The following is a 23,655-nucleotide window of genomic DNA, read 5'->3' on the forward strand; positions in this document are numbered from 1 at the left end:
CCAGCACCAAGCCCGCATCAGCCACTACAAACGACGCGGACACAGTCCCTGAAACTGCCCAGCAATCAGAACAAGCACCGTTGCAGTACTAGGACGCCTGGGTCACCAGCAGGTCCAGATGGGCCGCGCGCGACTGAGCGGTCTGGCCCTGCACCAGCAGGAACAGGGCTTCCCGCGCCAGGTGTTGCGCCGTGCCGGTCAGTGACAGCGACCGGCCGCCGCCGGCCACCACCCCGGCGGTGGTGGCCGTACGCATCAGCTCGGCCGCCCGGATGCGCAGCGTCAGGCGCTCCGCCATCCGCTCGCTCGTCAGGGGAAGGTCGGCCAACTCATAGGCTCTGCCGCGGATCTCGTCCAGGCGGGAGCGCAGGGGCTCCGCGGTCTCCCCGGGGCCAGCGGGGCGAGGGCCGCCTCGGTGATCCCGAACACGGCCGGGGAGGCGTCGACCGTCTTCGCACGGTCCGTGGCGGCCCACTCCCCGTAGGGCTTGCGCAGCGCGACGGCTTCCTCCGGCAGCCACAGTCCGTCCAGCTCCAGCGACACCGTGCGAGAAGCGGAGAGCGCCGCGAGACGCATCGGCTCCGAGGCACGCAGCCCCGGCTGCTCCCGGGCCTCGGTGAAGGCGAACACCACCTCGCCGCCGTCCGTGACACCGGCGAGCAGCATCACGTCGTTCAGCCCCCAGCCGGTGTACCAGGGCACCGTCCCGTCGAACCACACCCGTCGCGCCCACGGGCGACGCGCACGGGTGTGCGCGGATACGAACGCAGATGCGCGTACGCCACTCCCGACAGCAGTTCGCCGCGTGCCAGCGGACCCAGCAGCCGTTCCCGCACCGGGCCCTCGCACCGGGTCAGCGTGGCGACGGGTGTGTGGTGCTGCGTCTGCACGAACCAGGTCGAGCAGCAGGCCCCGGCCAGGATCTCCGCCGTGCGCCGGGCCACCGCCGCGGGGGCCGCCCATCCGCCGTACGACTCCGGCGCGCTCACCCCGAGCAGCCCCGAGCCCCTGATCGCCTCGATGTGGCTGGTGGGCACGCCCTCCTGATCGACCCGTTCGGCCAGCGGGGCGAGCAGATCGTGCGCGAGATGGTGGGCGCGGGCGACGAGGGGATGGTCCGTGATGGTCATGGACGAAATTCTTCCGGGGCCCCCGTGCGGGGTGTCGATTGCGGGGTGTGTCGTTCGTGTAGGAGGTGAGAGAACACGACGACGCCCGAGGAGACCGTCATGAAGTACTACCTGCTCAATGTGATGCAGCCCGTCGGGGAACCGCCCGCCCCGGACGTCCTCGGCGAGATCGAGAAGAACCTCGACGCACTCAACCGGGAACTGCGGGAGGCCGGCGCCTGGGTGTTCGCCGGCGGACTGCACGGCCCGGAGTCCTCCACCGTGCTGCGGCCCCGCGACGGCGACGTCCTGGTCACCGACGGGCCGTACGCCGAGGGCAAGGAGATGCTCGGCGGCATCAGCCTCATCAAGGCGCCCGACCTGGACGCGGCCCTGGAATGGGGGCGAAAGCTGGCCCTGGCGACCACCCTGCCGATCGAGGTGCGGCCGTTCATGGGCGAGGCCGAGGGCTGATGACGGCCCTGGACGTCGAGGCCGTCTTCCGCGCGGAGTACGGCCGCGCGGTCGCCGTCCTCGTCCGCTTCCTCGGCGACATCGACCTCGCCGAGGAGGCGGTCCAGGACGCCTTCACCACCGCCCTGCGGCGCTGGCCCGAGTCCGGTGTGCCGCCGAGCCCGGCCGGCTGGATCATCACCACCGCCCGTAACCGTGCCGTCGACCGGCTGCGCCGCGAGGCCGGCCGGGACGAACGCCACGCCCAGGCGGCCCTGTTGCACGCCCCCGACGCACCGCGCGAGGAGGGCCCCGTGCGCGACGAACGGCTCCGGCTCGTCTTCACCTGCTGCCACCCGGCCCTCGCCGTCCAGGCGCGGGTCGCGCTCACCCTGCGCCTGCTCGGCGGGCTGACCACCGCACAGATCGCGCGGTCCTTCCTGGTGCCCGAACCGACCATGGCCCAGCGCCTGGTGCGGGCCAAGGCGAAGATCCGCAACGCCGGCATCCCGTACCGCGTTCCTCGTGACGCCGATCTGCCGGACCGGCTCACCGGGGTGCTGGCCGTCGTCTACCTGATCTTCAACCAGGGGTACGAGGGTGAGCCGGGCCTGGGTGCGGAGGCCGTACGTCTCGGCCGGCTCCTGGCCGAACTCATGCCGGACGAGCCCGAGGTCACCGGGCTGCTCGCGCTCATGCTCCTCGTCGAGTCCCGCCGGCCCGCCCGGCAGGACGAGCACGGCATGCTCGTGCCGCTGCCGGAACAGGACCGCGAGCGCTGGGACCGTGACCTGATCGCCGAGGGCCAGTCGCTCGTCCGCCGCTGCCTGCGCCGGGGCACGCCGGGGCCGTATCAGCTCCAGGCCGCGATCCAGGCCGTGCACAGCGACGCACCGACCCCGCGGGACACGGACTGGGGACAGATCCGACAGCTCTACGACCACCTCATGGCCGTGGCACCGAGCCCGGTCGTGGCCCTGAACCGGGCGGTCGCCGTGGCCGAGACGGAGGGTCCGGCCCCGGCCCTCGACCTCGTGGACGCACTGGATCTCGACGGCTACCACGTCTTCCACGCGGTCCGCGCGGACCTGCTGCGCCGCCTCGGCCGTGGCACCGAGGCCGTGCGCGCCTACGAGAACGCCATCGAGCTCTCGCGGAACCCGGCCGAGCGCGCGTACCTCGAACGGCGGCGCCGGGAACTCGTCCGTGCGTGAGCGTCGCGCCCGTGCCGCGGCGATGGTGGCGAAAGTGTCTCCTGTGCCGAAGAAATCGCAGGTCAGCGAGCAGGTGAAGGGCACTCAGGTGGCGCAATGACGCGGTAACACCATGGGGACGACACCGTCGGTATGGTCAGCGCATGCCAGCCGAACGAACCCGCGAGCACACCGCTCCGCTCGCCGCCGCACGCCGCCGACGGCTGCGGGCGGACCGGGCGCGGCAGCTCGCGGACCTGCTGCGGCACCTGGTCCTGACCGGAGGGTTTCCCAGCGGCGCGCTGCCCCACGAGGACGTGCTCGCCGCCGACTACCAGGTGTCGCGCAACACCGTCCGGCACGCACTGGACCTGCTGCGCGCCGAGCAGCTCGTCGAGCGGCTGCCCGGCGTCGGCACCGTCGTCGTCGCCGAGAAGTACTCGCACGGCCTCGACCGGCTGATGGGACTCGCGGAAACCCTGCGGGAACACGGCCGGGTCACCAACGAGGTACGCACCCTGGGCCCCGTCGCCGCGCCCGCACCCGTGGCCGAACGACTGCGGCTGCCCACCGGCACCGACGTGCTCTACATCGAGCGGCTCCGCAAGCTGAACGGGCTGCCGCTCTCGCTCGACCTCACCTATCTGCCCCTGGACATCGGCGGCGAGCTCATCGGCGCCGACCTGGAGAACACCGACGTCTTCCGGTTGCTGGAGCAGATCACCGGGCAACCGCTCGGACACGCGGAGATCACCCTGGAGGCCGTCAACGCCGACGCGCACTCCGCCACCGTGCTCCAGGCACCGCGCGGCACCGGGCCAGGGCGCACGAGTGGCTGGATCGGGTCGGACTGGCGGGCCGGGAAGGGCAGTTGCCGCACCGGCTCTCCGGTGGGCAGCGCCAGCGCGTCCAGCTCGCCCGCGCCCTCGCCGGACAGCCGCGCGCCGTGCTGATGGACGAGCCGTTCGGTGCCCTGGACGCCCAGACCCGGGCCGGCATGCAGCAGTTGCTGGTGGAGGCCCTGCACGGGACCGGTGCCACCGTCGTCTTCGTCACCCACGACGTGGACGAGGCCCTGTTCCTCGGCGACCGGGTCGCGCTGCTCGGCGAGGGCGGCCTCACCGGGGTCCGGCCGGTGCCCCGGCCCCGTGACCGCGGGGCTCGCGACGACCCCGCGACCGTGGCCCTGCGCCGCGACATCCTCGACTCCCTGGGCCCCCGTACGGCCTGAGAGTCCCTCGGCCCCGACACCCTGAGGCCCCCGGCCGCCCCCGTACGTCATGAAAGGCACCCCGCCATGACCCCCGCGCCCCTGACGGAGATCCCCGCCCTCGACTCGGCCGAGGAGCTGAGCTGCGACGTCCTCGTGATCGGCGGCGGCACCGCCGGCACCATGGCCGCGCTGACCGCCGCCGGGCGCGGCGCGTCCGTGCTGCTGCTGGAGAAGGCTCATGTACGGCACTCCGGAGCACTGGCCATGGGCATGGACGGAGTCAACAACGCCGTCATCCCCGGCCGCGCCGAACCGGACGACTACGTCGCCGAGATCACCCGCGCCAACGACGGCGTCGTCGACCAGTCGACGGTCCGTCAGACCGCCACCCGGGGCTTCGAGATGGTGCGGCGGCTGGAGTCGTACGGGGTGAAGTTCGAGAAGGACGAACACGGCGAGTACGCGGTCCGCCAGGTGCACCGCTCCGGCTCGTACGTGCTGCCGATGCCCGAGGGCAAGGACGTCAAGAAGGTCCTCTACCGGCAGCTGCGCAGGCGGGAGAACCGTGAGCGGATCCGGATCGAGAACCGGCTGATGCCGGTGCGGGTCCTGACCGCCGACGGCAGGGCGGTCGGCGCCGCCGCCTTCCACACCCGCACCGGCGCCTTCGTGACCGTGCGGGCGGGCGCCGTGATCCTCGCGACCGGCGCCTGCGGGCGCCTGGGGCTGCCCGCGAGCGGCTATCTGTACGGCACGTACGAGAACCCGACCAACGCGGGCGACGGCTATGCGATGGCGTATCACGCGGGCGCCGAGCTCACCGGTATCGAGTGCTTCCAGATCAATCCGCTCATCAAGGACTACAACGGCCCGGCCTGCGCCTATGTCGCCAACCCCTTCGGTGGCTACCAGGTCAACCGGCACGGGCAGCGGTTCGTCGACTCCGACTACTGGTCCGGGCAGATGATGGCGGAGTTCGCCGCCGAGGTAGCCTCCGACCGGGGCCCCGTCTACCTCAAGCTCAGCCATCTGCCGGAGGAGTCGGTCTCGGCGCTGGAGTCGATCCTGCACTCCACCGAGCGCCCCACCCGCGGCACCTTCCACGCCGGACGCGGCCACGACTACCGCACGCACGACGTGGAGATGCACATCTCCGAGATCGGCCTGTGCGGCGGCCACTCCGCCTCCGGAGTACGCGTCGACGACCACGCCCGCACCACCGTGCCGCGTCTGTACGCTGCCGGTGACCTGGCCTGCGTACCGCACAACTACATGATCGGCGCGTTCGTGTACGGCGATCTGGCGGGCGAGGACGCCGCCCGGTACACCGCGTACGAGGGCGAGTTGCCGCGCGAGCAGCTGGCCGAGGCCCACGAGCTGATCTACCGGCCGCTGCGCAATCCGGCGGGCCCGCCCCAGCCCCAGGTCGAGTACAAGCTGCGCCGTTTCGTCAACGACTACGTCGCCCCGCCCAAGAGCGGCGCCCGGCTCTCCCTCGCGCTGGAGCACTTCGAGCGGATGCGGGACGAGATCGCGGGCATGGGGGCGAGCACACCGCACGAACTGATGCGCTGCGCCGAGGTGTCGTTCATCCGCGACTGCGCGGAGATGGCGGCGAGGTCCTCCCTCGCCCGTACCGAGTCGCGGTGGGGCCTCTACCACGAGCGCCTGGACCATCCGCAGCGGGACGACACGGACTGGCTGCACCACCTCGACCTGCGCAAGGGCCCCACCGGGGCGATGGAGTTCACGGCGCGCCCCGTCGACCCGTACCTCGTCCCCGTGCCCGAGTTCACCCCCACCGGCGGCCCGTCCCGCCACCTGGGCGAGGTGCGTCCCCTGCCGACCGCGACGGCGGGACGTGCGCAGGTACCCCCGGCAGCGTCCGACGAGGCTCCGGACGACGCCCGTCCGCCCACGGGCACGACCCACGCGACCTCGTCGGAATCCGCTCGGGAACGGCTCCTCGAACTCGTCGCACTCACGGAGGAGGAACCCGATCTGCAGGCCCTGGAGCCCTACTTGAAGGACTCGGACCCCGCCGTGCGGCTCGGCGCGGTGGCGGCGCTGACCGAGACGGCGCCACCCGGAGCGGGCCCCGCGCTGGCCCACTCCCTGCACGACAGCGACGGGCAGGTGCGGGCCGCGGCCGCCTCCTCGCTGCGCGAGCTCGCCGAAGTCCTGCCCGCGGAGCCGGAGTTGCGCGCCCCGCTGGTCTCCGCCCTGACGGCACCCGATCCGACGGTCCGCGCGGCGGCCCTGGACGTGCTGCGCGCCCTGCGCCTCGGGAACGCGGCGCTGTTCACCGAGCGCCTGGCCGACCCGGACCTCGACGTGCGCCTGGCCGCCGTACGCGCCCTGGTGTCGGTGGACGCGGTCGAGGACCTGTCCGGGGCGGCCGGTGACGTCGCTCGAGAGGTACGGGTCGCGGTGGCGCGCGGGTTCGCCGCGCTGGCCCCGCGAGACGGGGGAGGCGCCGCTCTGCACCGCCTGCTCCACGATCCCGACGCCCTCGTACGCGCCGCGGCCCTGGAGGCGTTCGGTGTCCTCGGCGTCCCGGACGCACTCCTCGGCACCGTGACGGCGGCCCTCACCGACCCGGCCTGGCAGGTCCGCGCCGGTGCCGCGAAGGCCCTCGGCGGAGCGGCACCGGAAGACGGCGTTCCCGCTCTCGCCGGACTGCTGGGCGACGCGGACGCCGATGTGCGCAAGGCCGCGGTACTCGCCCTGCTACGGCATTCCGCCCACGAGGAAGCCCGTACCGCACTGGCCACAGCCGTCGACGACCCCGACGCGGACGTCCGTGCGTACGCGGGGCGGGCGGCGCGCTGACCGGACCGCCCCGACTGCCGGAGGAACAAGCCCCGTTGCTTGGTCTATACCTTGTCTGGTCTATACCCTTGACTGGTACAGACCAAAGCGGTTGAGTGTGTCCCCACACCCCCCACCACGGCCGCCCCCACGCCGTGGCCGACACGGTCGGCGCGTGCGCACAAGGCTCTGCTTCGCCCTGCCCTTGTAGGGGTGCGGCCGTGCTCCGCAAAGGAGTTGATCCTGTGTCGAGGCGCCGTACAGCCGCACTTGTCTCCTCGCTCGCCCTGGGCAGCGCCGCCCTCCTCCTCCAGCCGGCCCCGAGCGCCTCCGCCGCCGGGTTCGTCGTCAGCGAGGCGCAGTTCAACCAGATGTTCCCGAACCGGAATTCGTTCTACACGTACAGCGGTCTGACCGCCGCGCTGAGTGCCTACCCGGGCTTCGCCAACACCGGCAGCGACACGGTGAAGAAGCAGGAGGCCGCCGCCTTCCTCGCCAACGTCAACCACGAGACCGGCGGACTCGTCCACATCGTCGAGCAGAACACCGCCAACTACCCCCACTACTGTGACTGGAGCCAGCCCTACGGCTGCCCGGCGGGCCAGGCGGCCTACTACGGCCGCGGCCCCATCCAGCTGTCGTGGAACTTCAACTACAAGGCCGCCGGTGACGCGCTCGGTATCGATCTGCTCAACAACCCCTGGCGGGTGCAGAACGAGTCGGCCGTCGCCTGGAAGACCGGCCTGTGGTACTGGAACACACAGACCGGCCCCGGCACCATGACCCCGCACAACGCCATGGTCAACCAGGCCGGCTTCGGCCAGACCATCCGCTCCATCAACGGCTCCCTGGAGTGCGACGGCAAGAACCCGGCGCAGGTGCAGAGCCGCGTCGACGCCTACAACCGGTTCACCTCCATCCTCGGCGTCTCGCCCGGCGGCAACCTCTACTGCTGAGGCGCCGCGTGCCCGTGGCGTGTGCGAGACTCCGCCGATGACCTCCGAAACGATCACCGCGGACGCCGCGGGCACCTGGAGACTCGGCGACCTGCCCGTGAGCCGCGTCGGCTTCGGCGCGATGCGGCTCACGGGCAGCGCCGCGTTCCACCACGGAACGCCGAGCGACCGGGGACGCTCGATCGCCGTACTGCGCAAGGCGGTCGAGCTCGGCGTCGATCACATCGACACGGCCGCCTTCTACTTCTCGGCCCTGCGCTCCGCGAACGAACTGATCAACACCGCGCTGGCGCCGTACCCCGACGGCCTGGTCATCGCCACCAAGGTGGGCCCCTACCGCGACCAAGGCGGCGACTGGGGCACCTCCGCCCGCCCCGACCAACTGCGCGGCCATGTCGAGGAGAACCTGCGCCAGCTCGGCCGAGACCACCTGGACCTCGTCTATCTGCGCCGGATGGGGCAGGACTCCATCGCCGAGCACTTCGGCGCGCTGGCCGAGCTGCGGGAGGCCGGCCTGATCCGGCACCTCGGCATCTCCGCCGTGGAGCCACGGCATCTCGCCGAGGCGCGGGCCATCGCGCCGGTGGTGTGCGTGCAGAACCGGTACGCGCTCGACCGGCCCGACCCCGAGGCCGACGAACTCCTGCGCCTGTGCGGTGAGCAGGGCATCGCCTTCGTGCCGTTCTACGCCGTCGCCGGAGAGGTGGGGGAGCGGGGCGCGACCGCGGCCCACGACGACGAGGTGCTCGCGGTGGCGCGGGCGCACGACGCTAGCCCCGCCCAGGTGCGTATCGCCTGGACCCTGCACCAAGGTCCGCATGTCCTGGCCATCCCCGGCACCGGCAACCCGGACCACCTGGCCGAGAACGTGGCCGCGGGGGCCCTGCGCCTGACCCCGGACGAGCTGGCCCGGCTCAACGGGGTGCGCGAGCACGCCGGTTGAGCCGGGCCTTGCGGGGTGCTCAGCCCGCGTACCCGGTCAGCGGGTAGTGGTCGGACAGGTTCGTGTACGTGTAGTCCGTGCCCCAGCTCGACACCGTCCAGGGCGCGCTCTGCTCCTTGACGACCTCGTTCTTCCAGACCGCCGGACGGGCGTGACCCGCGCGGTGCAGGACGTAGTCCAGGTCCTCGCGCGGGTCGTCGGGGTAGCGGTCCCGGGCGATGGAGTTCTCCTGTGTGTCGAAGGAGTACGGGTGTCCGGTGCGCGCGTCTGCCCCCACCAGCCCGCCGTCGGCGAGCATCGAGGCGTACTCGGAGGTGCGCGAGTCGACGTTCAGGTCACCGGCGAGCAGCACCTGCTCGTTCGCCGGGATGTTCTTGGCGTCCAGGAACGCGTCGATCGTCCTGAACTGCCGGCTGCGCATCGCGGCGGCCTCGCCGGCGGCACAGCCCGGATCCGTCGACTGCGCGTGCGTCCCGACGACGTGCACCTTGGTGCCGTTCACGTTCAGCACGACGTACGCGAAGCCCTTGTTGGACCACCAGTCCGCCCCGCAGGCGTCCTTGTAGACCCACTGCTCCTTGCGCACTATCGGCCACTTGCTGAGGATCGTGACCCCGCCGTCCTCGGGCGTGGTCGCCGAGTACGCGCCGCCCGTGGCGTCCCAGCCGCTCTTGCTGCGCCCGACCACCGGGGTCTGGTACGGGTAGCGGCCCGCGAGGGAGCTCTTCAGCGCGTCCGAGGAGGAGTTGTCGAACGCCTCCTGGAACACGACGATGTCGTTGCCCTGTGTGAAGGGAGCCTTGGCTATCTCGGCGGCCCGGTGGTCCTGGCCCCAGTTCGGGTACAGGCTCTGGCTGAACAGGAAGACGTTGTACGACAGCACCTTGAGCGGCGGCGTCTGCTCGGCGGCCGACGCCTCGGGCGCCGCGCCCACGAGACCGGCGGTGGCGAGCGAGAGCGCGAGCACGAACGAGCCCTGTGCACGGCGTTGTGCGATGAGCGTCACTGGATCTCCCTGTGATCGAAGGGGGTTGAGTGGCGCCGCACATCAAATCATCAGGGATTACTCCTAGGTAACACCTGTGCGGGAAATGGATGGCGAAGGGACGTACGCAGGAAACTTGTTCAGACAAGCCACGTTCCGCTTCGCATTAGATGCCGTTGCGGCAGTTCGCGCTCCTCATGCCATGCCTGCACCGAGCGCGGACGTACCCGGTAGAAGGCATACCCGGCGGAGTCAACGCGTGGATCCCAGCCCGTCTTCGCGTGGAACGCCTCGGCCGCCCGGACCGGCACCTCCTCGCAGTCGTGGACGTCCACGTCGCCGTCGATGAGGACGACGTCGCGGGTGTCGCCGAAGGCCAGCCGCGTCCGGCGGCCGGTCCGGAGGTTGCGGCCCGTGGGGTTGCCCGGGCGCGTGGCCATCCAGAGCGCCTCGCCGTCCCAGACGAACCACAGCGCGACCAGGCACGGCACTCCGTCGGCGTCCGCCGAGGCCACCCAGATGTCCGTCTCCCGCTCCAGCCGGTCCAGAACGTCCCGCTTGCGGCGCTCGGGGCTGCGCGGCGTCTCCATGATCGTCATGCCCGGAACGCTAGTCGCCGACCGCCCGTCGCACCTCGGGCGGCAGACGTAGGACCGTGGTCCCGGTCATGACTGGCGCCGTCGACGTTTTACGTATAACCTCTCCCGTCAACCGACTGCCCCGGAAGGTCCCGATGAGCCGCATTGCCCTGGTCACCCTCGTCGTCGACGACTACGACGAGGCGATCCGCTTCTACACGGAGGCCCTCGGCTTCCGGCTCGTCGAGGACACCGCGCGCCCGGACGGCTCCCGCTGGGTCGTCGTCCAGTCCGGCGACCAGGGCACCGCACTGCTGCTGGCCCGCGCCAAGGGCGAGGACCAGCGTGCCCGGGTCGGTGACCAGACCGGTGGGCGCGTCGGGTTCTTCCTGCACACCGACGACTTCGCCCGCGACCACGCCCGGATGCTCGCCGCGGGCGTGACCTTCCTGGAGGAGCCCCGGCACGAGCCGTACGGCTCGGTCGCCGTCTTCCAGGATCTGTACGGCAACCGCTGGGACCTGCTGCAGCCGACCGGCTGAGCCGCCTCCCGCCCCTTCGAACCGCTCCGATCGAGAAAAGACCACGCCATGACCGCTACGCGCGTAGACGCCGAAGTGATCCGCCGCCTTCCCAAGGCCGTCCTGCACGACCATCTCGACGGCGGCCTGCGCCCCGCCACCGTGGTGGAGCTCGCGGAAGCGGTCGGCCACACCCTGCCCACCACCGACCCGGACGAGCTCGCCGCCTGGTACTTCGACGCCGCGAACTCCGGCGACCTGGTCCGCTACATCGCCACCTTCGAGCACACCCTCGCCGTGATGCAGAGCCGCGAGGGCCTGCTGCGCACCGCCGAGGAGTACGTCCTCGACCTGGCCGCCGACGGTGTCGTCTACGGGGAGGTGCGCTACGCACCCGAGCTGAACACCAACGGCGGGCTGACCCTGGCCGAGGTCGTCGAGACCGTCCAGGAGGGCCTCGCGGCCGGCATGGCGAAGGCCGCGGCCGCCGGCACCCCGGTGCGCGTCGGCACCCTGCTGTGCGGCATGCGGATGTTCGACCGGGTGCGCGAGGCCGCCGACCTGGCCGTCGCCTTCCGGGACGCCGGTGTCGTCGGCTTCGACATCGCCGGTGCCGAGGCAGGCTTCCCCGCCGCCGACCATCTCGACGCCTTCGAGCACCTGCGTCGCGAGAATGTGCCGTTCACCATCCACGCCGGCGAGGCCGACGGCCTGTCCAGCATCCACCAGGCCCTCCAGATCTGCGGCGCCCAGCGCATAGGCCACGGCGTGCGCATCACCGACGACATCGTGGACGGCAAGCTCGGCCGCCTGGCCGGCTGGGTGCGCGACCGGCGTATCGCGCTGGAGATGTGCCCGACCTCCAACCTCCAGACCGGCGCCGCCACAGCCATAGCCGAGCACCCGATCACTGCGCTGAAGGACCTCGGCTTCCGCGTTACCCTCAACACCGACAACCGTCTGGTGTCGGGGACGACGATCACGCGCGAGATGTCCCTGCTGGTCGAGGAGGCCGGCTGGACGGTCGAGGACCTGCGCACGGTCACGGTGAACGCCCTGAAGAGCGCGTTCATCCCGTTCGACGAGCGCAAGGCCCTGATCGAGGACGTCGTGCTGCCGGGCTACGCGGCCGAGCTGTGAAGCGGCTCGCGGGCCGGTGCTAGGTCGTGTCCGCAAAGTCCCGTCGTCCGCCCGGAGGGCGGGCCCCGCGGCGTCTGGTGCGTGCTCTCGGCGTGCCGGGCGGAGCCCCTTGTACTGGATGTACTCGGGGCTTTGCCCGGTGCGGCGAGTGGGGGCACCTCCCACGCCCTTAAGGCAGTGGGGGAGCGTGCCAGGCGTCGTGGGGCAGGCGGGACTTTGCGGACACGGCCTAGGAGACCAGCCCGCGGACATAGGCGGCCTGTCCGATGTGCTGGAGATCGTCGGACAGGACGCTGACCAGCCGTACGCCGAGCGTGACCGGCGGATCCCAGCGTTCGTCCACGATGCGCTCCAGATCCTTGGCGGCCACCTCGCGCAGCGCCCCCAGCGTCCGGGCGTGCACGGCGTCGTAATAGCCGGTCAGCAGCTCACCGGAGTCGACCCGCACCTTGGCGACCTTCGCCGGGGTATGGCCGTAGCCGGTGTCGTGGCGCGGCAGGTCGAGCCCGAAGGTCTTCTGCCAGCCATCGGTCAGCCACACCTGGTCGAGCTCGAAGGCATCGGCGATGTGATCGTCCTGGACCCGGGTGAGATGCCAGACGAGCCAGGCGATGGAGTTGGCGTCGGCGGACGGGCGGGCGTGCAGGGCGTCGGGGTCGAGGCCCTCGACGGCGGCGTGGACTTCTTCCTGGATGCGGTTGAAACCGTCGATGAGGATGTCCTTGGCATGCATGGTTCCACCATCGCGCACCCGTCCGTCAGGCGCCTTCGGTTTCCAGCAGAGCCATGAGCGCCCGGGCCGCCGGGCTCGTGGCCTGAGCCGGCGGCAGCAGGGCGACCGTCTCGTAGACCGTCTCGCCGGTGCCCTTCACCGGCAGCGCGGTCAGGGCCGGCCGCTTGTGCCGGAAGTGGCGCGGTACGACGGCGATGCCGAGGTTCTCGTCCACCAGGTCGAGCAGACTGTGCACGTCGTTGACCTCAAGGGACACCGTCCGCCGTACGCCCGCGGCGGCGAACACCGCGTCGGTCGCCCGGCGCGGGCCCCAGTCCGGGTGGAAGTCGACGAAGACCTCCCCGCCCAGCTCCTCCGGGGTGACCGCGGCCCCGGCGGTCGCGAGCCGGTGACTCGGATGGCACAGCACGGTCATCGGCTCGCTGGTCAGCGGTACGACGCGCAACTGGTCGGTGTCCTCCTGCGCGGTCCGCACGGCGAAGGCCAGATCGAGGCGCCCGGCCGCGACCTCGTCCGCCAGCGCGCCCGAACCGGCCTGCCGCAGACAGATCTCCACGTCGGGATGCTCCCGCCGGAAGGCCGCCAGCAGCCCCGCCACATGCACCCCGGCGATGCACTGCTCCGACCCGAGCGCCAGCATCCCGCGCAGCACGCCCTGCACCGCGGCCACCGCCTCATGGGCGGCCCGCACCTGCGCCAGGATCCGCTCCGCCTCGCACAGCAGGGCCCGGCCCGCCGGAGTGAGCGTCACCCTGCGGGTCGTGCGCACGAACAGCGGGGTCTGCAACTCCCGCTCCAGTGCCCGGATCGAGGCCGACAGGCCCGACTGGGACACGAGCAGGCGCTCGGCCGCCCGGGTGAAGTGCTGGTCCTCGGCGACCGCCACGAAGTGCTGGAGATGGCGCAGTTCCATGATTGAGCAGCGTAGCCGCTGAATCCCATCTGATTTACCTGTTGGACCACTGCCCGCAGGTCGCGACAGCATGGACGGCGACTGGAATGCCGGCTCTGCGGAGCCTTCCTTCGTGTGCCAACCCCTCTGGAGTCGCGTTGTACACCGCACACCCCGACCGCTACGCGGACATGCCCTACCGGCGCACCGGACGCAGCGGCCTCAAGCTCCCCGCGCTGTCCCTCGGACTGTGGCACAACTTCGGTCCGGACCGCCCGGTCGAGACCCAGCGGGCCATCCTGCGCCGCGCCTTCGACCTCGGCGTCACCCACTTCGACCTGGCCAACAACTACGGCCCGCCGCCCGGCGCCGCCGAGTCGGCGTTCGGCGAGGCCCTGAAGTCGGACTTCGCGCCGTACCGCGACGAGCTGATCATCTCCACCAAGGCCGGCTATCTGATGTGGCCCGGCCCGTACGGCGAGTGGGGCTCGCGCAAGTACCTGCTGTCCTCGCTCGACCAGAGCCTGACGCGGATGGGCCTGGACTACGTCGACATCTTCTACTCGCACCGCCCCGACCCGGACACTCCGCTGGAGGAGACGATGGGCGCCCTGCACTCGGCGGTGCAGCAGGGCAAGGCGCTGTACGTCGGAGTCTCCAACTACTCGGCCGAGCAGACCCGTGAGGCCGCCCGCATCCTGGGCGAGCTGGGCACCCCGCTGCTCATCCACCAGCCGCGCTACTCGATGCTCGACCGTCGCCCCGAGGACGAGGGCCTGCTCGACGCCCTGGACGAACTCCAGGTCGGCTCCATCGTCTTCTCCCCGCTGGAGCAGGGCCTGCTGACCGGCCGCTACCTCAACGGCATCCCGGAGGACTCGCGGGCCGCGAGCGACAGCCCGTTCCTGAACTCAGACGCGGTCACCGAGGACCTGGTCGGCAGGCTGCGCGCCCTCGACGACATCGCCAAGTCCCGCGGGCAGACGCTGGCCCAGCTGGCCCTGGCGTGGGTCCTGCGCGGCGGCCGGGTGACCTCCGCGCTGGTCGGCGCGAGCAGCGCCCGGCAGATCGAGGACAGCGTCGCCGCGGCCGGCAACCTGGACTTCGAGGCGGAGGAGCTTGCCCGGATCGACGCGGTGATCAAGGGCTGAGCCGCTCGACCAGGTGAACGGTCACGGAGTCGCCCTCCTGCTTCCCGATGGCCTTGCGCACATCGGCCTTGACGGGGAGCTTGTGGGTGCCGTCTCCGAGGGCCATGAACGAACTCCGGAACGGATGTCCGTCGATCGTCCCGCGGATCTTGACCAGTCCGCGGGTGCCGAAGAAGTCGACGGACTCCGGCCATACGACATAGGTCCAGCCGCCCTTGCTCGGGCTCTTGCGCAGGACGGCGGTGAATTCCGCGTCCACGTGCGCGCTCGTGGTCATGATGTTCTCCGTTCGCGGCGGTCTCTCCGGCTTTCACTGGCACAGACCGCCGCGAGGCGCGGAACTCATCGCTCACGCTTCGGCGGGCACCCGGTCCAGGAAGCCGAGGACGGCCGTGATCCGTCCCTCGCCGTCCAGCGTGATCACGTCGGACCCGGCCACCGGCGCCGAGCCGTCGACCTCGTTCACCAGCTCCCAGGAGAAGCGCGCCGTGTCGTGATGACCGTCCGCGGTGCCGGTGAGCCGGAAGGCGAATCCCGGGAACTGCTCATGGGCGGCCGCTATCACCGCCGCGATCTGCGCATGACCGCCGACGTCCGCGAGCGGGTCGGTGTAGGTGCCGTTCTCGGCCCAGGCGGCGGCGACCGCCTTCGCCAGGCTTTCCGGTTCGCGGGAATTCCAGGCCTCGAAGTAGCGGGCGACGGCGCTCTCGTAGCGATCGGTGTTCGCGGGCATGGGCGATCAGCCTCCATCGAGGTCGTAACTGCTGCTGCGGATCCGGATCCCGTCTCGCGGCGACCCGGTACCGCAACGATGCCCGCCCGCGCCCGAAAGCTCGATTACGCCCGAGGTAATGCCCGCCGACCACGCCATTGACGTGTACTCGCCTTATTTCGGCCAACGATTCCTGTGAATATGCCAGGAGAGTGGCCGGAAAGTCATGGTGACAGTGTTTCAGTAGTGAACATACTCAACTACGAGGGTGCCTCACATGGGGCGACGGCTCCCTCACGCACCGCTCATGAGCCGCACGGAAAGCGAGGTCCGCCGACAGGCGAACACGGCACCACGGGGGAGGCTACGTGCACGACGAGTTCCTTTGCCATGTCACCGCGTACGGCGTCTGCGGCGGGCGGCGCATCGGAGTACCCCTCGGGACCTACCGGGCACCCACCCTGGCCCTCGCCCTGTGGTGGTTGCGGGACCGGGCGTCGTGGATCGCCGAGCGATTAGATCCGCGACCGGAGGCCGAGCACTTCCCCCCGAGGGCGCTCGTTCCGGTCGCCGACACCGTGCCCGACGTCCCCGCCGTACTGCGCACATGGTGCGGTGACGTCGGCCAGCAGGAGCTGGTCGCCGACGAGTTGGCGGCCGGACGGCTGGTGCGCATCGCCGTGAGCGACGAGACCACCGAGTACGAACTGCTCGCCGAGTCGGTGGACGCGTTGCGCATGCAGCGGACCATCCCGGCACTGGTCGTACCGGTCGCCTGAGCCCCGTGCCGGTCTTCGAGGCGGGCGAGACGGACGGCGTCCTGTACACCCTCGACTACGTGGCCTCCGAGCAGATCTCCGGTAAGCCGGCCGACGACGAACGTCTGGCCGAACTGGCCGTCCGGCCGTCCGCCGTTCCGTCGCGACGAGGACATCGCGCTTCTGTGGGCCCACCAGTACGACGCGCCGCCGCCCCTGACCGAGGCGCGCCCGGACCCGCCCCGCCCGTCCGCCGACGGAGGTCGACCCGGAGGTCGCAGCACTGCGGAAGGCGTCCGCGAGGGAGGTATCGCGGGACGCACCGTAGGAGTCCGCGAGGAACGCGCCGCAGCCGCCGCCCCGCTGGGCCGAGGGGGTCTTCCGCCGGTGAACCGCACCCCCTCAGCGGCCCGCGGCGGACGGCGCCACCACCTCGCCCCGGTGCCGTACCCGCCGTGCCAGCAGCCCGCCGAGGAAGCCGGTGACCAGCCCCCACAGCAGCGCCAGTCCGAGGGCCGTCCACACCTCGGGCCGCAGGAACAGCTCGCCGCCCAGATCCCCGCCCAGGTCGCCGATGCCGAGGACCGACAGGCCGTAGTGCGCGGAGATCCGGCCGACGAGGCAGATCATCAGCACCGTGAGCGCCAATGCCAACGCCATGTGCACGGCATGCTGCCAGGCCCGCATCCGGGCCGGCGAGCGCCTCGCCATCACGAACGCGGCGGCCAGCAGCAGCACCGCGTCGACGCCGACCAGCCACCACACCCGCCCGTCGTGCTCGGCGAGCGTGCCCAGATTCAGTTCGGCCATGTCCTTGCCGCGCAGCACTTCGTCGAGCACATGTGGCATGGGCAGCCCGAACGGCCCGTCCACCCTGCCGTTCCAGGTCGCGCCGAGCCCGATCGTCAGGGCGAGCCACACCAGGTTCGGCAGCCCGAGCAGGATCACCGCGAAGGTCTCGGCCGCTTGTCCCCGCGTCGCCGCGACGACCAGGCCGATGACGACTCCCAGCCCGACGTAAGCGAGCAACAGCACCACCATGGCGTACGCGGCCGGCCGTACCGACTCCTGGAAGCGCAGCAGCCGCCCCGGCAACGGGGCCCGGCGCGAGACCAGCAGGGCCAGCACCAGCACGCCCGCCAGCCACAGCAGTCCGAAGAACAGGGTCGCCGGGACGTCCGTGGTGAAGCTGACCTCTGGTGAGATGCCGAACAGGTCGCCGAGGTCGCCCAGCGCGTCCTGCCCGAGGTCGCCGAGGGAGAGGGAGAAGGTCTGGCGGGCGGAGAAGGCCAGCGCCAGCACCGCGGTCAGCCACAGTACGGCGATCCTCCCGGCCCACCCCGCCAGCTCCCCGACGCCGGCGACGGCCCGGTGCCGCAGCGGCCACAGGAAACCGGCGGCCAGCACGAGAGCGCCGGTGAGCGTGACGGAGAGCGGTATCACGGTCAGCCCGGCATCGGACTCGGCCAGCCCTCCGGCGCTCCCCGAGAGCTCGACCGTGCCGCCGACGGCCGTGACCACGGTCGCCGCGGCGACCCGAGGGAACGCTCCGTCCGGGAGGTCCGCCGCCCCGGCCGCCCACAGCCCGAGCGAGGCGACCACCCCCATCGCGACCACCCCGGCCAGTACCACCGCGACGGCCCGCACCCAGCCATGGGCGGCCAAGGCCGGACGGGACGGGGGCGGCGCGCTCACCCTGCCCACGCTAAGCAGCACCCTCGCGCCGCGCCCGCCGGGAGGGCCGTCTGCACGAGTCCCGCGTCGGGAAGAAGCCCCCCCATGCCGGGTCCCTCCCAACCGCCCTCCACCCCGCCTTCGCCGCCCGTCCAGCGATGGCGGCGGCCCGCCGAGAGCGATCTTCGGCATCGAGAACGAGGCGCTCATGCCGGTCGCCCGCGTCGAGGCCTCCGCCGTCCCCGCCTACCCGCGCCCGCTCACCCTGGCCCCGCTGCTGCCCGAGTCACCCGGGAGGCCCGCCCCGCCGCCCCGGACGAGGACACGGCCACCACGTCACACGCGGCCCCACCGACTCCGCACCCCGGTCGTCGCCGCTGTGACGTACAGCGCCACCTGCACTGTGACTGCACTGCGCGGCTCTGGGTAACAGGACTGGTGCAGCAGCATCCGGCCAGTGCCGGCTTCCGAGAGAGAAACGCATGATCGAGCACGCGGACGGGGCAGTGATTCCTACTGGTTTCGACGTTCCCGTGGAACCACTGAGGCGGGCAGCGCACTACAGCGGTGAACCGGGATGCATCGCCGAGGCGCGGTCCTTCGCCGCGCTGTTCCTGGGCCGGCTCAGGACCGAGTGGTGCGCCACGATCGGCGAGCCCGCCCAGGACAAGGTGCTCCTGGTGGTCAGCGAACTGGTGACCAACGCGGACCGGCACAGCAACGGCCCGTACATCCTGGACCTGGAGGGCACGGACGACGCGGTGACGGTCTGCGTGTACGACAGCAGCTCCGCCCTGCCCCGCCGCTATCCCAAGGATCCGGAGCGGGTCGGCCGGCACGGCCTGGAGATCGTGCACGCGCTCGCGGCGGAGGTCGCCGTCGAGCGTGTACCGGTCGGCAAGCGGGTGCGGGCCGTGATGCGGCTGGCCGACGAGTGACGGCCGCGGCCGGAAATCCCGTGGCGGTCCGGATGCCGACCGTCCGCGCGGCGAACTCGCGACGCCCGTCGGCTGTCTGAGCGACCAACGCCTGACGTTCGACGAACCGCTCGCGCTGCGTGCACTGCTGAGCCCCATGACGGATCGACGGCCGGGAAGGGCAACGGCCGCGATTTCCCCCAGGGCGGAATGCCTATGCCTTCCCCTCAGGCCCGGCGCTCCTAGGCTGAGAAGGTGAGCGAACAAGCGCCGAACGAAGCCCGCGTCATTCCCCTGCGCCCGCCGGCCGGCCACCCGTCGGCCGCCCGCCCGGGAACGACCCGCCCCCCGTCCGCACGCCCTGCCACCGCCGCACCACAGGCCCCCGCTCCCGCCGCCGCGCCCAAGGAACCCCTCTGGCGCGACCTGATCGGCGACGTCCTGCGCCGCGAACGCCTCGCCCAGGAGCGCACACTCAAGGACGTGGCCGACGCGGCGCGGATCTCCATGCCGTATCTCTCGGAGGTGGAACGCGGCCGCAAGGAGGCCTCCTCGGAGGTTCTCGCGGCCGCCGCCCACGCCCTCGGGCTCGGACTCGGCGACCTGCTGTCGCTGGCGCAGGGCGAGCTCGTCCGGGTCACCAGCCGCCGGGTGCCGAGCGGCAGCCGCGGCAGGGCGGGTTCGTCGTACGACGGGCTGTGCCTGGCGGCATGAGGTCGTGCCGGCGCCTCAGACCCGCACGAGGCGCCGGCTCACCACCTCGTCGGCCAGGCCGTACGCCACGGCCTCCTCGGCGGTGAACACCTTGTCGCGGTCCATGTCGGCGCGCAGGGTCGCGATGTCGTGGTGTGTGTGCCGGGCCAGCACCTCCTCGACCTGCGAGCGGATCCGGACCATCTCCTTGGCCTGCAGGGCGAGATCGGACACCATGCCCCGGCTGCCGCCCGTGGCGGGCTGACCGAGCAGCACGCGCGCGTGCTCCAGCACGAACCGCCGCCCCGGATCCCCGCCCGCCAGCAGCACGGCGGCCGTCGACGCCGCCTGCCCCACACAGAACGTGGAGATCGGCGCCTGCACGTACGTCATCGTGTCGTAGATCGCCATAAGCGAAGTGAACGATCCGCCGGGGGAGTTGATGTAGATCGCGATCTCGTTCTCCGGAGCCGAGGACTCCAGATGGAGAAGCTGCGCGATGACGACATTGGCCACGCCGTCGTCGATCTCGGTGCCGAGGAAGATGATCCGCTCCGACAGCAGCCGGCTGAACACGTCGGAGGAGCGCTCCCCGTGCGCGGTCCGCTCGACGACGTACGGAATCGTGTAGTTGCCCATGTCAGAGCCCCATCCGTCGCTTCGAGGCGGCCGGGCGGACGTCCGCGAGGGACTCCACGACCCGGTCCACCAGGCCGTACTCCGTGGCCTCCTCGGCCGTGAACCAGCGATCGCGGTCACCGTCCCGGGAGATGGTCTCCGGGCTCTGGCCGGTGTGCTCGGCGGTGATCCGCTCGATGGTCTTCTTCGTGAACTCCAGGTTCTCCGCTTGGATCTCGATGTCCGCGGTGGTGCCGCCGATGCCCGCCGACGGCTGGTGCATCATGATCCGCGCGTTCGGCAGCGTGTACCGTTTGCCCGCGGTGCCGACACTCAGCAGGAACTGGCCCATGCTGGCCGCGAATCCCATGGCGAGGGTGGCGACGTCGTTCGGGATCAGCCGCATCGTGTCGTAGATGGCCAGCCCCGCGTGCACCGAGCCCCCCGGGCTGTTGATGTACAGGCTGATGTCGGTGCGCGGGTCCTCCGCCGACAGCAGGAGCAGCTGGGCGCAGACCCGGTTGGCGGAGGCCTCGGTGACCTCGGTGCCCAGCAACACGATGCGCTGGCCGAGCAGTTGGGCGGCGAGATGGTCGTCGAAGCGGGTCGGCGGCGCGTCGCCCTCCTCGGCGCGGGGCGCGAGCGCGGCGAGTGGAGTCATCGGGTCTCCTCTTGGTGGTGGGATGCCGTCGACTCCACTGTTGACCTCGGACGAGGCCGAACGCCGGATTCTCTGCCCGTGGCAGATCAGCTGACGGCAGAGCCCTTCTCGCGCAGTTGCCGGAAGAACGCCCGCACGTCGCCCACCAGCAGGTCCGGCTCCTCCATCGCCGCGAAGTGGCCGCCTCGGTCGAGCTCCGTCCAGCGCACGATGTTCTCCGTCCGCCCCGCCTTGTGGCGCAGGGGGATCTGCGGATCGCCGGGGAAGGAGGCCACCGCGGTCGGGGCCGTCGAGGGCTCGTGCGGGGCGGCGACCCGGTCACCCTTGGCGTGGGCGCGCTCGTAGTAGACCCGGGCGGACGAACCCGCCGTGCCCGTCAGCCAGTACAGCATCACGTTCGTGAGCATCAGGTCCCGGTCGACGGCCTCCTCGGGCAGTCGCTCGGAGTCCGTCCACTCCTGGAACTTCTCGACGATCCAGGCGAGTTGGCCGACCGGCGAGTCCGTGAGCGCGTACGACAGGGTCTGCGGCCGGGTGGACTGCACGTGGAAGTAGCCCGTCCCGTCCCGGAACCATGCCGCCCACCTGCGCCAGGAGGTGAGCGTCCGCTCACGCTCCGCGGGGCTCAGCGCCTGAAGTTCCGCGGGGGTCGGCTCGGTGGCCGCCTGCGCGCCGGGCAGCAGGTTGAGGTGGATGCCGATCACCCGGTCGGGGTGGACGCGGCCCAGCTCGCGCGAGATGGCCGCACCCCAGTCGCCGCCCTGGGCGCCGAACCGCTCGTAGCCGAGGCGCGTCATCAGCTCGACCCACGCGTCGGCGATCCGGCGTGCCTCCCAGCCGGTCTCCCGGGTGGGCCCGGAGAACCCGAAACCGGGAATGCTCGGCAGCACCACATGGAAGGCGTCGGCGGGATCGCCGCCGTGTGCGGCGGGGTCCGTCAGCGGACCGACGATGTCCAGGAATTCGACGATCGACCCCGGCCAGCCGTGCGTGACGATCAATGGCGTGGCGTCGGGCTCGGGGGAGCGGATGTGCGCGAAATGCACATGCGCGCCGTCGATCTCGGTAGTGAACTGCGGCCACTCGTTCAGCCGTGCCTCCGCCGCCCGCCAGTCGTACTCGTGCCGCCAGTAGCGCACCAGCTCGCGCAGGTAGTCCGACGGTACGCCGTACGCCCATCCCACCCCGGGCAGCTCGTCGGGCCACCTGATCCGGTCGAGCCGGCCGTGCAGGTCGTCGAGGTCGCTCTGCGGGATGTCGATGCGGAAGGGGTGGATGCCGCTGTCGGCGGGCGAGGACGTCATGACCGCGATGCTAGTTCCGACCGGTGTAACGGCCACCTGGATTATTCGGCGCTGCGACCGATGAGTTCCGGGGCGAGGATCGGTCGACACCGATGACAGCGGATCCACGCTCCAGGAGGTAGTCATGGCAAGCGAAGGTTTCACCACGTGTCTCTGGTTCGACGGCCAGGCGGAGGAAGCCGCCCACTTCTATGTCTCCGTCTTCAAGAACTCCAGCGTCGGCAAGGTCGCGCGCTACCCCGAGGGTGCGATGCAGCCCGCCGGCAGCGTGATGACCGTCGAGTTCACGGCCAACGGCCAGAAGTTCCTCGCTCTGAACGGTGGGCCCCAGTTCAAGTTCACCGAGGCGACCTCCTTCATGATCTTCTGCGAGAACCAGGAGGAGATCGACCACTACTGGGCCAAGCTCACCGAGAACGGCGGCGAGCCCGGCCCGTGCGGCTGGCTCAAGGACAGGTACGGCGTGTCCTGGCAGGTCGTCCCGGACCGCCTCGACGAGATGGTGACCGACCCCGACCCGGCGAAGGCCGCCCGCGTGACCAAGGCGTTCATGGCGATGCACAAGTTCGACATCGCGGCCCTGGAGAAGGCGTACGCCGGGGAGTGAGCCCCGTCAGCCCCGTCAGCCCCGTCTTACGGGTTCTCGCGGATCACCCGGGTGATCTCCAGGGCGATCCGCTGGATGCCGGGGGAGCGGACCGGGCACGGCTTGGGCGTGGAGGTGGTCGGCGCGAGACAGAAGTGCAGGTAGTCGTCGTCGCGGTGGAGGGCCGTCCGGTCGCGGCCCGGCTGGGTGCAGTACTCGGTGTGCGCGTGCTCGTACGCCGTGCACGGCAGGTACTGGACCCAGGCATAGCGGGCCCCCGCCCCGCTCACCGCCCTGCCCGCGTCGGCGACCAGGTCGCCGGAGGCGGCGGCCCGCTCCTCGTACAGGTCGTTGACGCGTCGGACCCGGTCGGGAGTGATCGGGTCCGGGCCCTGGAGCACCCAGACGATCCGCGCGTCGCCGGCGCCGGCGATCTGGTCGGAGAGCCGCTTGAGGTCGGCCGCGTACCGCGCGAAGTACCGCTCCGGAGAGGCGTCATGGGTGATCCCGTCCATGCACGGCGTGTAACCCCACGCGTTGCCCCAGAACTGGAGTACCACGAAGTCGGGGCGCAGTCTGCGCACGAGGGTTGCCGCCTTCTCCGCGTCCGGGACGAGGGACCGCTTGCCCGTGCCCTCCACGTAGTCGCACAGGGTCGTGCCCGAGTACGGGGCGCTCGTGAACGTCGCCCGCAGCTCGCGGCGCAGCTCCTGCCCGAGCACGTTCTGGGCCTCCATCGCGAGCGAGTCGCCGAGATACAGCACGGTGGGTGCCGTCGCGGGCCGGGGACTGCGCGAGGCGGGCGCCTGCTGTTGCGTGGTGACGGAGGCGCGGGGCACTTCCGGAGGCGGCGCGGCCTGAGGCCCCGACGCCGGATCGCCGCACGCGCCGAGCAGCACGGCGGCCAGCAGCACCCCCACGATCCACGGCTTGCGCATACGGCGACTCCTGCCCCGGACACCGAAAACGGCTCCCCAGGCAAGCACGGCCGGGCGCAAGGGGGAAGACACGCGTCGGCCACGGAACACCCGCGGCCGACGTGTGCCTGACGGTC

At 71.3% G+C, this 23,655-nt stretch carries 25 protein-coding genes and 1 pseudogene; 14 read left to right on the forward strand and 12 right to left on the reverse strand.

The genetic code is table 11. The features are described 5' to 3' along the window. Positions 1-88: 88 nt before the first annotated feature. Positions 89-1,130, reverse strand: a pseudogene (locus tag ACZ7NC_RS34635) (acyl-CoA dehydrogenase family protein). Positions 1,131-1,229: 99 nt separating this feature from the next. On the opposite strand from ACZ7NC_RS34635, the gene ACZ7NC_RS34640 reads away from it, so the two are divergent. The 7 genes from ACZ7NC_RS34640 (at position 1,230) to ACZ7NC_RS34670 (ending at position 8,678) form a co-directional block, all read left to right on the forward strand. After that, entirely contained in the window at positions 1,230-1,583 is a 354-nt protein-coding gene (locus tag ACZ7NC_RS34640) for a YciI family protein (protein ID WP_471494211.1), read from the forward strand. Continuing rightward, positions 1,583-2,776 carry an RNA polymerase sigma factor gene (locus ACZ7NC_RS34645; RefSeq protein WP_471494213.1) on the forward strand — a complete coding sequence of 398 codons (1,194 nt, stop codon included), beginning with the start codon at positions 1,583-1,585 and terminating at the stop codon, positions 2,774-2,776. The genes ACZ7NC_RS34640 and ACZ7NC_RS34645 overlap by 1 nt, the downstream gene beginning before the upstream one ends. Before the next feature lie 143 nt (positions 2,777-2,919). Beyond that, on the forward strand, positions 2,920-3,708 hold the full coding sequence (locus ACZ7NC_RS34650) for a GntR family transcriptional regulator (RefSeq protein ID WP_471494215.1): 789 nt from the start codon (positions 2,920-2,922) through the stop codon (positions 3,706-3,708). Further along, the gene (locus ACZ7NC_RS34655) at positions 3,591-3,986 is read left to right on the forward strand and encodes an ATP-binding cassette domain-containing protein (RefSeq protein ID WP_471494372.1); all 396 of its coding nucleotides are present in this window, start codon (positions 3,591-3,593) and stop codon (positions 3,984-3,986) included. The genes ACZ7NC_RS34650 and ACZ7NC_RS34655 overlap by 118 nt, the downstream gene beginning before the upstream one ends. A 66-nt stretch (positions 3,987-4,052) precedes the next feature. Continuing rightward, on the forward strand, positions 4,053-6,800 hold the full coding sequence (locus ACZ7NC_RS34660) for a fumarate reductase/succinate dehydrogenase flavoprotein subunit (protein ID WP_471494217.1): 2,748 nt from the start codon (positions 4,053-4,055) through the stop codon (positions 6,798-6,800). Between the two features lie 224 nt (positions 6,801-7,024). Next, positions 7,025-7,735 carry a chitinase gene (locus ACZ7NC_RS34665; RefSeq protein ID WP_471494218.1) on the forward strand — a complete coding sequence of 237 codons (711 nt, stop codon included), beginning with the start codon at positions 7,025-7,027 and terminating at the stop codon, positions 7,733-7,735. Between the two features lie 37 nt (positions 7,736-7,772). Next, positions 7,773-8,678 carry an aldo/keto reductase gene (locus tag ACZ7NC_RS34670; protein ID WP_471494220.1) on the forward strand — a complete coding sequence of 302 codons (906 nt, stop codon included), beginning with the start codon at positions 7,773-7,775 and terminating at the stop codon, positions 8,676-8,678. A 19-nt stretch (positions 8,679-8,697) separates the two neighbouring features. On the opposite strand, the gene sph is transcribed toward ACZ7NC_RS34670, so the two are convergent. Continuing rightward, positions 8,698-9,684: a sphingomyelin phosphodiesterase gene (gene sph, locus ACZ7NC_RS34675; protein WP_471494222.1), complete on the reverse strand. Its 987-nt coding sequence runs from the start codon at positions 9,682-9,684 to the stop codon at positions 8,698-8,700. A gap of 119 nt (positions 9,685-9,803) precedes the next feature. Further along, positions 9,804-10,262 carry a pyridoxamine 5'-phosphate oxidase family protein gene (locus tag ACZ7NC_RS34680; RefSeq protein WP_471494224.1) on the reverse strand — a complete coding sequence of 153 codons (459 nt, stop codon included), beginning with the start codon at positions 10,260-10,262 and terminating at the stop codon, positions 9,804-9,806. A 134-nt stretch (positions 10,263-10,396) separates the two neighbouring features. Between ACZ7NC_RS34680 and ACZ7NC_RS34685 the strand changes: the two genes are divergently transcribed. Both ACZ7NC_RS34685 and ACZ7NC_RS34690 read left to right on the forward strand, forming a co-directional pair. Continuing rightward, complete coding sequence (locus tag ACZ7NC_RS34685) at positions 10,397-10,783, forward strand: VOC family protein (protein ID WP_471494225.1); 387 nt, start codon at positions 10,397-10,399, stop codon at positions 10,781-10,783. A gap of 48 nt (positions 10,784-10,831) precedes the next feature. Further along, on the forward strand, positions 10,832-11,902 hold the full coding sequence (locus tag ACZ7NC_RS34690) for an adenosine deaminase (RefSeq protein WP_471494227.1): 1,071 nt from the start codon (positions 10,832-10,834) through the stop codon (positions 11,900-11,902). A gap of 229 nt (positions 11,903-12,131) precedes the next feature. Here ACZ7NC_RS34690 and ACZ7NC_RS34695 read toward each other — a convergent pair whose 3' ends face one another. After that, positions 12,132-12,635, reverse strand: a complete 504-nt coding sequence (locus tag ACZ7NC_RS34695) for a mycothiol transferase (protein ID WP_471494228.1) — start codon at positions 12,633-12,635, stop codon at positions 12,132-12,134. Positions 12,636-12,660: 25 nt separating this feature from the next. Then, positions 12,661-13,548 carry a LysR family transcriptional regulator gene (locus ACZ7NC_RS34700; protein WP_471494230.1) on the reverse strand — a complete coding sequence of 296 codons (888 nt, stop codon included), beginning with the start codon at positions 13,546-13,548 and terminating at the stop codon, positions 12,661-12,663. 137 nt (positions 13,549-13,685) lie between these two features. Here ACZ7NC_RS34700 and mgrA point away from each other — a divergent pair, with 137 nt between their 5' ends. Beyond that, entirely contained in the window at positions 13,686-14,678 is a 993-nt protein-coding gene (gene mgrA, locus ACZ7NC_RS34705) for an L-glyceraldehyde 3-phosphate reductase (protein WP_471494232.1), read from the forward strand. Here the strand turns inward: mgrA and ACZ7NC_RS34710 are convergent. Together ACZ7NC_RS34710 and ACZ7NC_RS34715 are read right to left on the reverse strand one after the other, a co-directional pair. Then, entirely contained in the window at positions 14,668-14,955 is a 288-nt protein-coding gene (locus tag ACZ7NC_RS34710) for a DUF1905 domain-containing protein (RefSeq protein WP_471494234.1), read from the reverse strand. The two genes, mgrA and ACZ7NC_RS34710, sit on opposite strands and share 11 nt — an antisense overlap. A gap of 72 nt (positions 14,956-15,027) precedes the next feature. Beyond that, the gene (locus ACZ7NC_RS34715) at positions 15,028-15,411 is read right to left on the reverse strand and encodes a nuclear transport factor 2 family protein (protein ID WP_471494236.1); all 384 of its coding nucleotides are present in this window, start codon (positions 15,409-15,411) and stop codon (positions 15,028-15,030) included. 347 nt (positions 15,412-15,758) lie between these two features. On the opposite strand from ACZ7NC_RS34715, the gene ACZ7NC_RS34720 reads away from it, so the two are divergent. Beyond that, positions 15,759-16,169, forward strand: coding sequence for a hypothetical protein (locus tag ACZ7NC_RS34720; RefSeq protein ID WP_471494238.1), 411 nt, complete (start codon positions 15,759-15,761; stop codon positions 16,167-16,169). 381 nt (positions 16,170-16,550) lie between these two features. Here ACZ7NC_RS34720 and ACZ7NC_RS34725 read toward each other — a convergent pair whose 3' ends face one another. Continuing rightward, on the reverse strand, positions 16,551-17,843 hold the full coding sequence (locus ACZ7NC_RS34725) for a streptophobe family protein (RefSeq protein ID WP_471494240.1): 1,293 nt from the start codon (positions 17,841-17,843) through the stop codon (positions 16,551-16,553). Between the two features lie 461 nt (positions 17,844-18,304). Between ACZ7NC_RS34725 and ACZ7NC_RS34730 the strand changes: the two genes are divergently transcribed. Then, positions 18,305-18,760 carry an ATP-binding protein gene (locus ACZ7NC_RS34730; protein ID WP_471494242.1) on the forward strand — a complete coding sequence of 152 codons (456 nt, stop codon included), beginning with the start codon at positions 18,305-18,307 and terminating at the stop codon, positions 18,758-18,760. 234 nt (positions 18,761-18,994) lie between these two features. After that, a complete protein-coding gene (locus ACZ7NC_RS34735; protein ID WP_471494244.1) occupies positions 18,995-19,453 on the forward strand; it encodes a helix-turn-helix domain-containing protein in 459 nt (152 codons plus the stop codon). 15 nt (positions 19,454-19,468) lie between these two features. Here the strand turns inward: ACZ7NC_RS34735 and ACZ7NC_RS34740 are convergent, their stop codons facing one another. The 3 genes from ACZ7NC_RS34740 to ACZ7NC_RS34750 all read right to left on the reverse strand — a co-directional run bounded on the left by ACZ7NC_RS34740 (position 19,469) and on the right by ACZ7NC_RS34750 (position 22,015). After that, entirely contained in the window at positions 19,469-20,071 is a 603-nt protein-coding gene (locus tag ACZ7NC_RS34740; protein WP_471494247.1) for a ClpP family protease, read from the reverse strand. Position 20,072: 1 nt separating this feature from the next. Beyond that, a complete protein-coding gene (locus tag ACZ7NC_RS34745; RefSeq protein WP_471494250.1) occupies positions 20,073-20,711 on the reverse strand; it encodes an ATP-dependent Clp protease proteolytic subunit in 639 nt (212 codons plus the stop codon). A gap of 86 nt (positions 20,712-20,797) precedes the next feature. Then, the gene (locus ACZ7NC_RS34750; RefSeq protein WP_471494252.1) at positions 20,798-22,015 is read right to left on the reverse strand and encodes an epoxide hydrolase family protein; all 1,218 of its coding nucleotides are present in this window, start codon (positions 22,013-22,015) and stop codon (positions 20,798-20,800) included. Positions 22,016-22,139: 124 nt separating this feature from the next. On the opposite strand from ACZ7NC_RS34750, the gene ACZ7NC_RS34755 reads away from it, so the two are divergent. Continuing rightward, the gene (locus tag ACZ7NC_RS34755; RefSeq protein WP_471494254.1) at positions 22,140-22,622 is read left to right on the forward strand and encodes a VOC family protein; all 483 of its coding nucleotides are present in this window, start codon (positions 22,140-22,142) and stop codon (positions 22,620-22,622) included. Between the two features lie 26 nt (positions 22,623-22,648). On the opposite strand, the gene ACZ7NC_RS34760 is transcribed toward ACZ7NC_RS34755, so the two are convergent. Further along, positions 22,649-23,539 carry an SGNH/GDSL hydrolase family protein gene (locus tag ACZ7NC_RS34760; RefSeq protein ID WP_471494256.1) on the reverse strand — a complete coding sequence of 297 codons (891 nt, stop codon included), beginning with the start codon at positions 23,537-23,539 and terminating at the stop codon, positions 22,649-22,651. Between the last annotated feature and the right edge of the window lie 116 nt (positions 23,540-23,655).

This window comes from Streptomyces sp. NPDC111802 (assembly GCF_055634335.1).

What these genes read in the sequence shown, in the direction of transcription:
- ACZ7NC_RS34755 (WP_471494254.1), top strand. Translation starts at nt 22,140, where the DNA reads ATGGCAAGCGAAGGTTTCACCACGTGTCTCTGGTTCGACGGCCAGGCG.
- ACZ7NC_RS34680 (WP_471494224.1), bottom strand. Translation starts at nt 10,262, where the DNA reads ATGACGATCATGGAGACGCCGCGCAGCCCCGAGCGCCGCAAGCGGGAC.
- ACZ7NC_RS34645 (WP_471494213.1), top strand. Translation starts at nt 1,583, where the DNA reads ATGACGGCCCTGGACGTCGAGGCCGTCTTCCGCGCGGAGTACGGCCGC.
- ACZ7NC_RS34740 (WP_471494247.1), bottom strand. Translation starts at nt 20,071, where the DNA reads ATGGGCAACTACACGATTCCGTACGTCGTCGAGCGGACCGCGCACGGG.
- ACZ7NC_RS34650 (WP_471494215.1), top strand. Translation starts at nt 2,920, where the DNA reads ATGCCAGCCGAACGAACCCGCGAGCACACCGCTCCGCTCGCCGCCGCA.
- ACZ7NC_RS34660 (WP_471494217.1), top strand. Translation starts at nt 4,053, where the DNA reads ATGACCCCCGCGCCCCTGACGGAGATCCCCGCCCTCGACTCGGCCGAG.
- ACZ7NC_RS34700 (WP_471494230.1), bottom strand. Translation starts at nt 13,548, where the DNA reads ATGGAACTGCGCCATCTCCAGCACTTCGTGGCGGTCGCCGAGGACCAG.
- ACZ7NC_RS34760 (WP_471494256.1), bottom strand. Translation starts at nt 23,539, where the DNA reads ATGCGCAAGCCGTGGATCGTGGGGGTGCTGCTGGCCGCCGTGCTGCTC.
- ACZ7NC_RS34640 (WP_471494211.1), top strand. Translation starts at nt 1,230, where the DNA reads ATGAAGTACTACCTGCTCAATGTGATGCAGCCCGTCGGGGAACCGCCC.
- ACZ7NC_RS34710 (WP_471494234.1), bottom strand. Translation starts at nt 14,955, where the DNA reads ATGACCACGAGCGCGCACGTGGACGCGGAATTCACCGCCGTCCTGCGC.
- ACZ7NC_RS34670 (WP_471494220.1), top strand. Translation starts at nt 7,773, where the DNA reads ATGACCTCCGAAACGATCACCGCGGACGCCGCGGGCACCTGGAGACTC.
- ACZ7NC_RS34690 (WP_471494227.1), top strand. Translation starts at nt 10,832, where the DNA reads ATGACCGCTACGCGCGTAGACGCCGAAGTGATCCGCCGCCTTCCCAAG.
- ACZ7NC_RS34750 (WP_471494252.1), bottom strand. Translation starts at nt 22,015, where the DNA reads ATGACGTCCTCGCCCGCCGACAGCGGCATCCACCCCTTCCGCATCGAC.
- ACZ7NC_RS34685 (WP_471494225.1), top strand. Translation starts at nt 10,397, where the DNA reads ATGAGCCGCATTGCCCTGGTCACCCTCGTCGTCGACGACTACGACGAG.
- ACZ7NC_RS34745 (WP_471494250.1), bottom strand. Translation starts at nt 20,711, where the DNA reads ATGACTCCACTCGCCGCGCTCGCGCCCCGCGCCGAGGAGGGCGACGCG.
- ACZ7NC_RS34695 (WP_471494228.1), bottom strand. Translation starts at nt 12,635, where the DNA reads ATGCATGCCAAGGACATCCTCATCGACGGTTTCAACCGCATCCAGGAA.
- ACZ7NC_RS34730 (WP_471494242.1), top strand. Translation starts at nt 18,305, where the DNA reads ATGATCGAGCACGCGGACGGGGCAGTGATTCCTACTGGTTTCGACGTT.
- ACZ7NC_RS34715 (WP_471494236.1), bottom strand. Translation starts at nt 15,411, where the DNA reads ATGCCCGCGAACACCGATCGCTACGAGAGCGCCGTCGCCCGCTACTTC.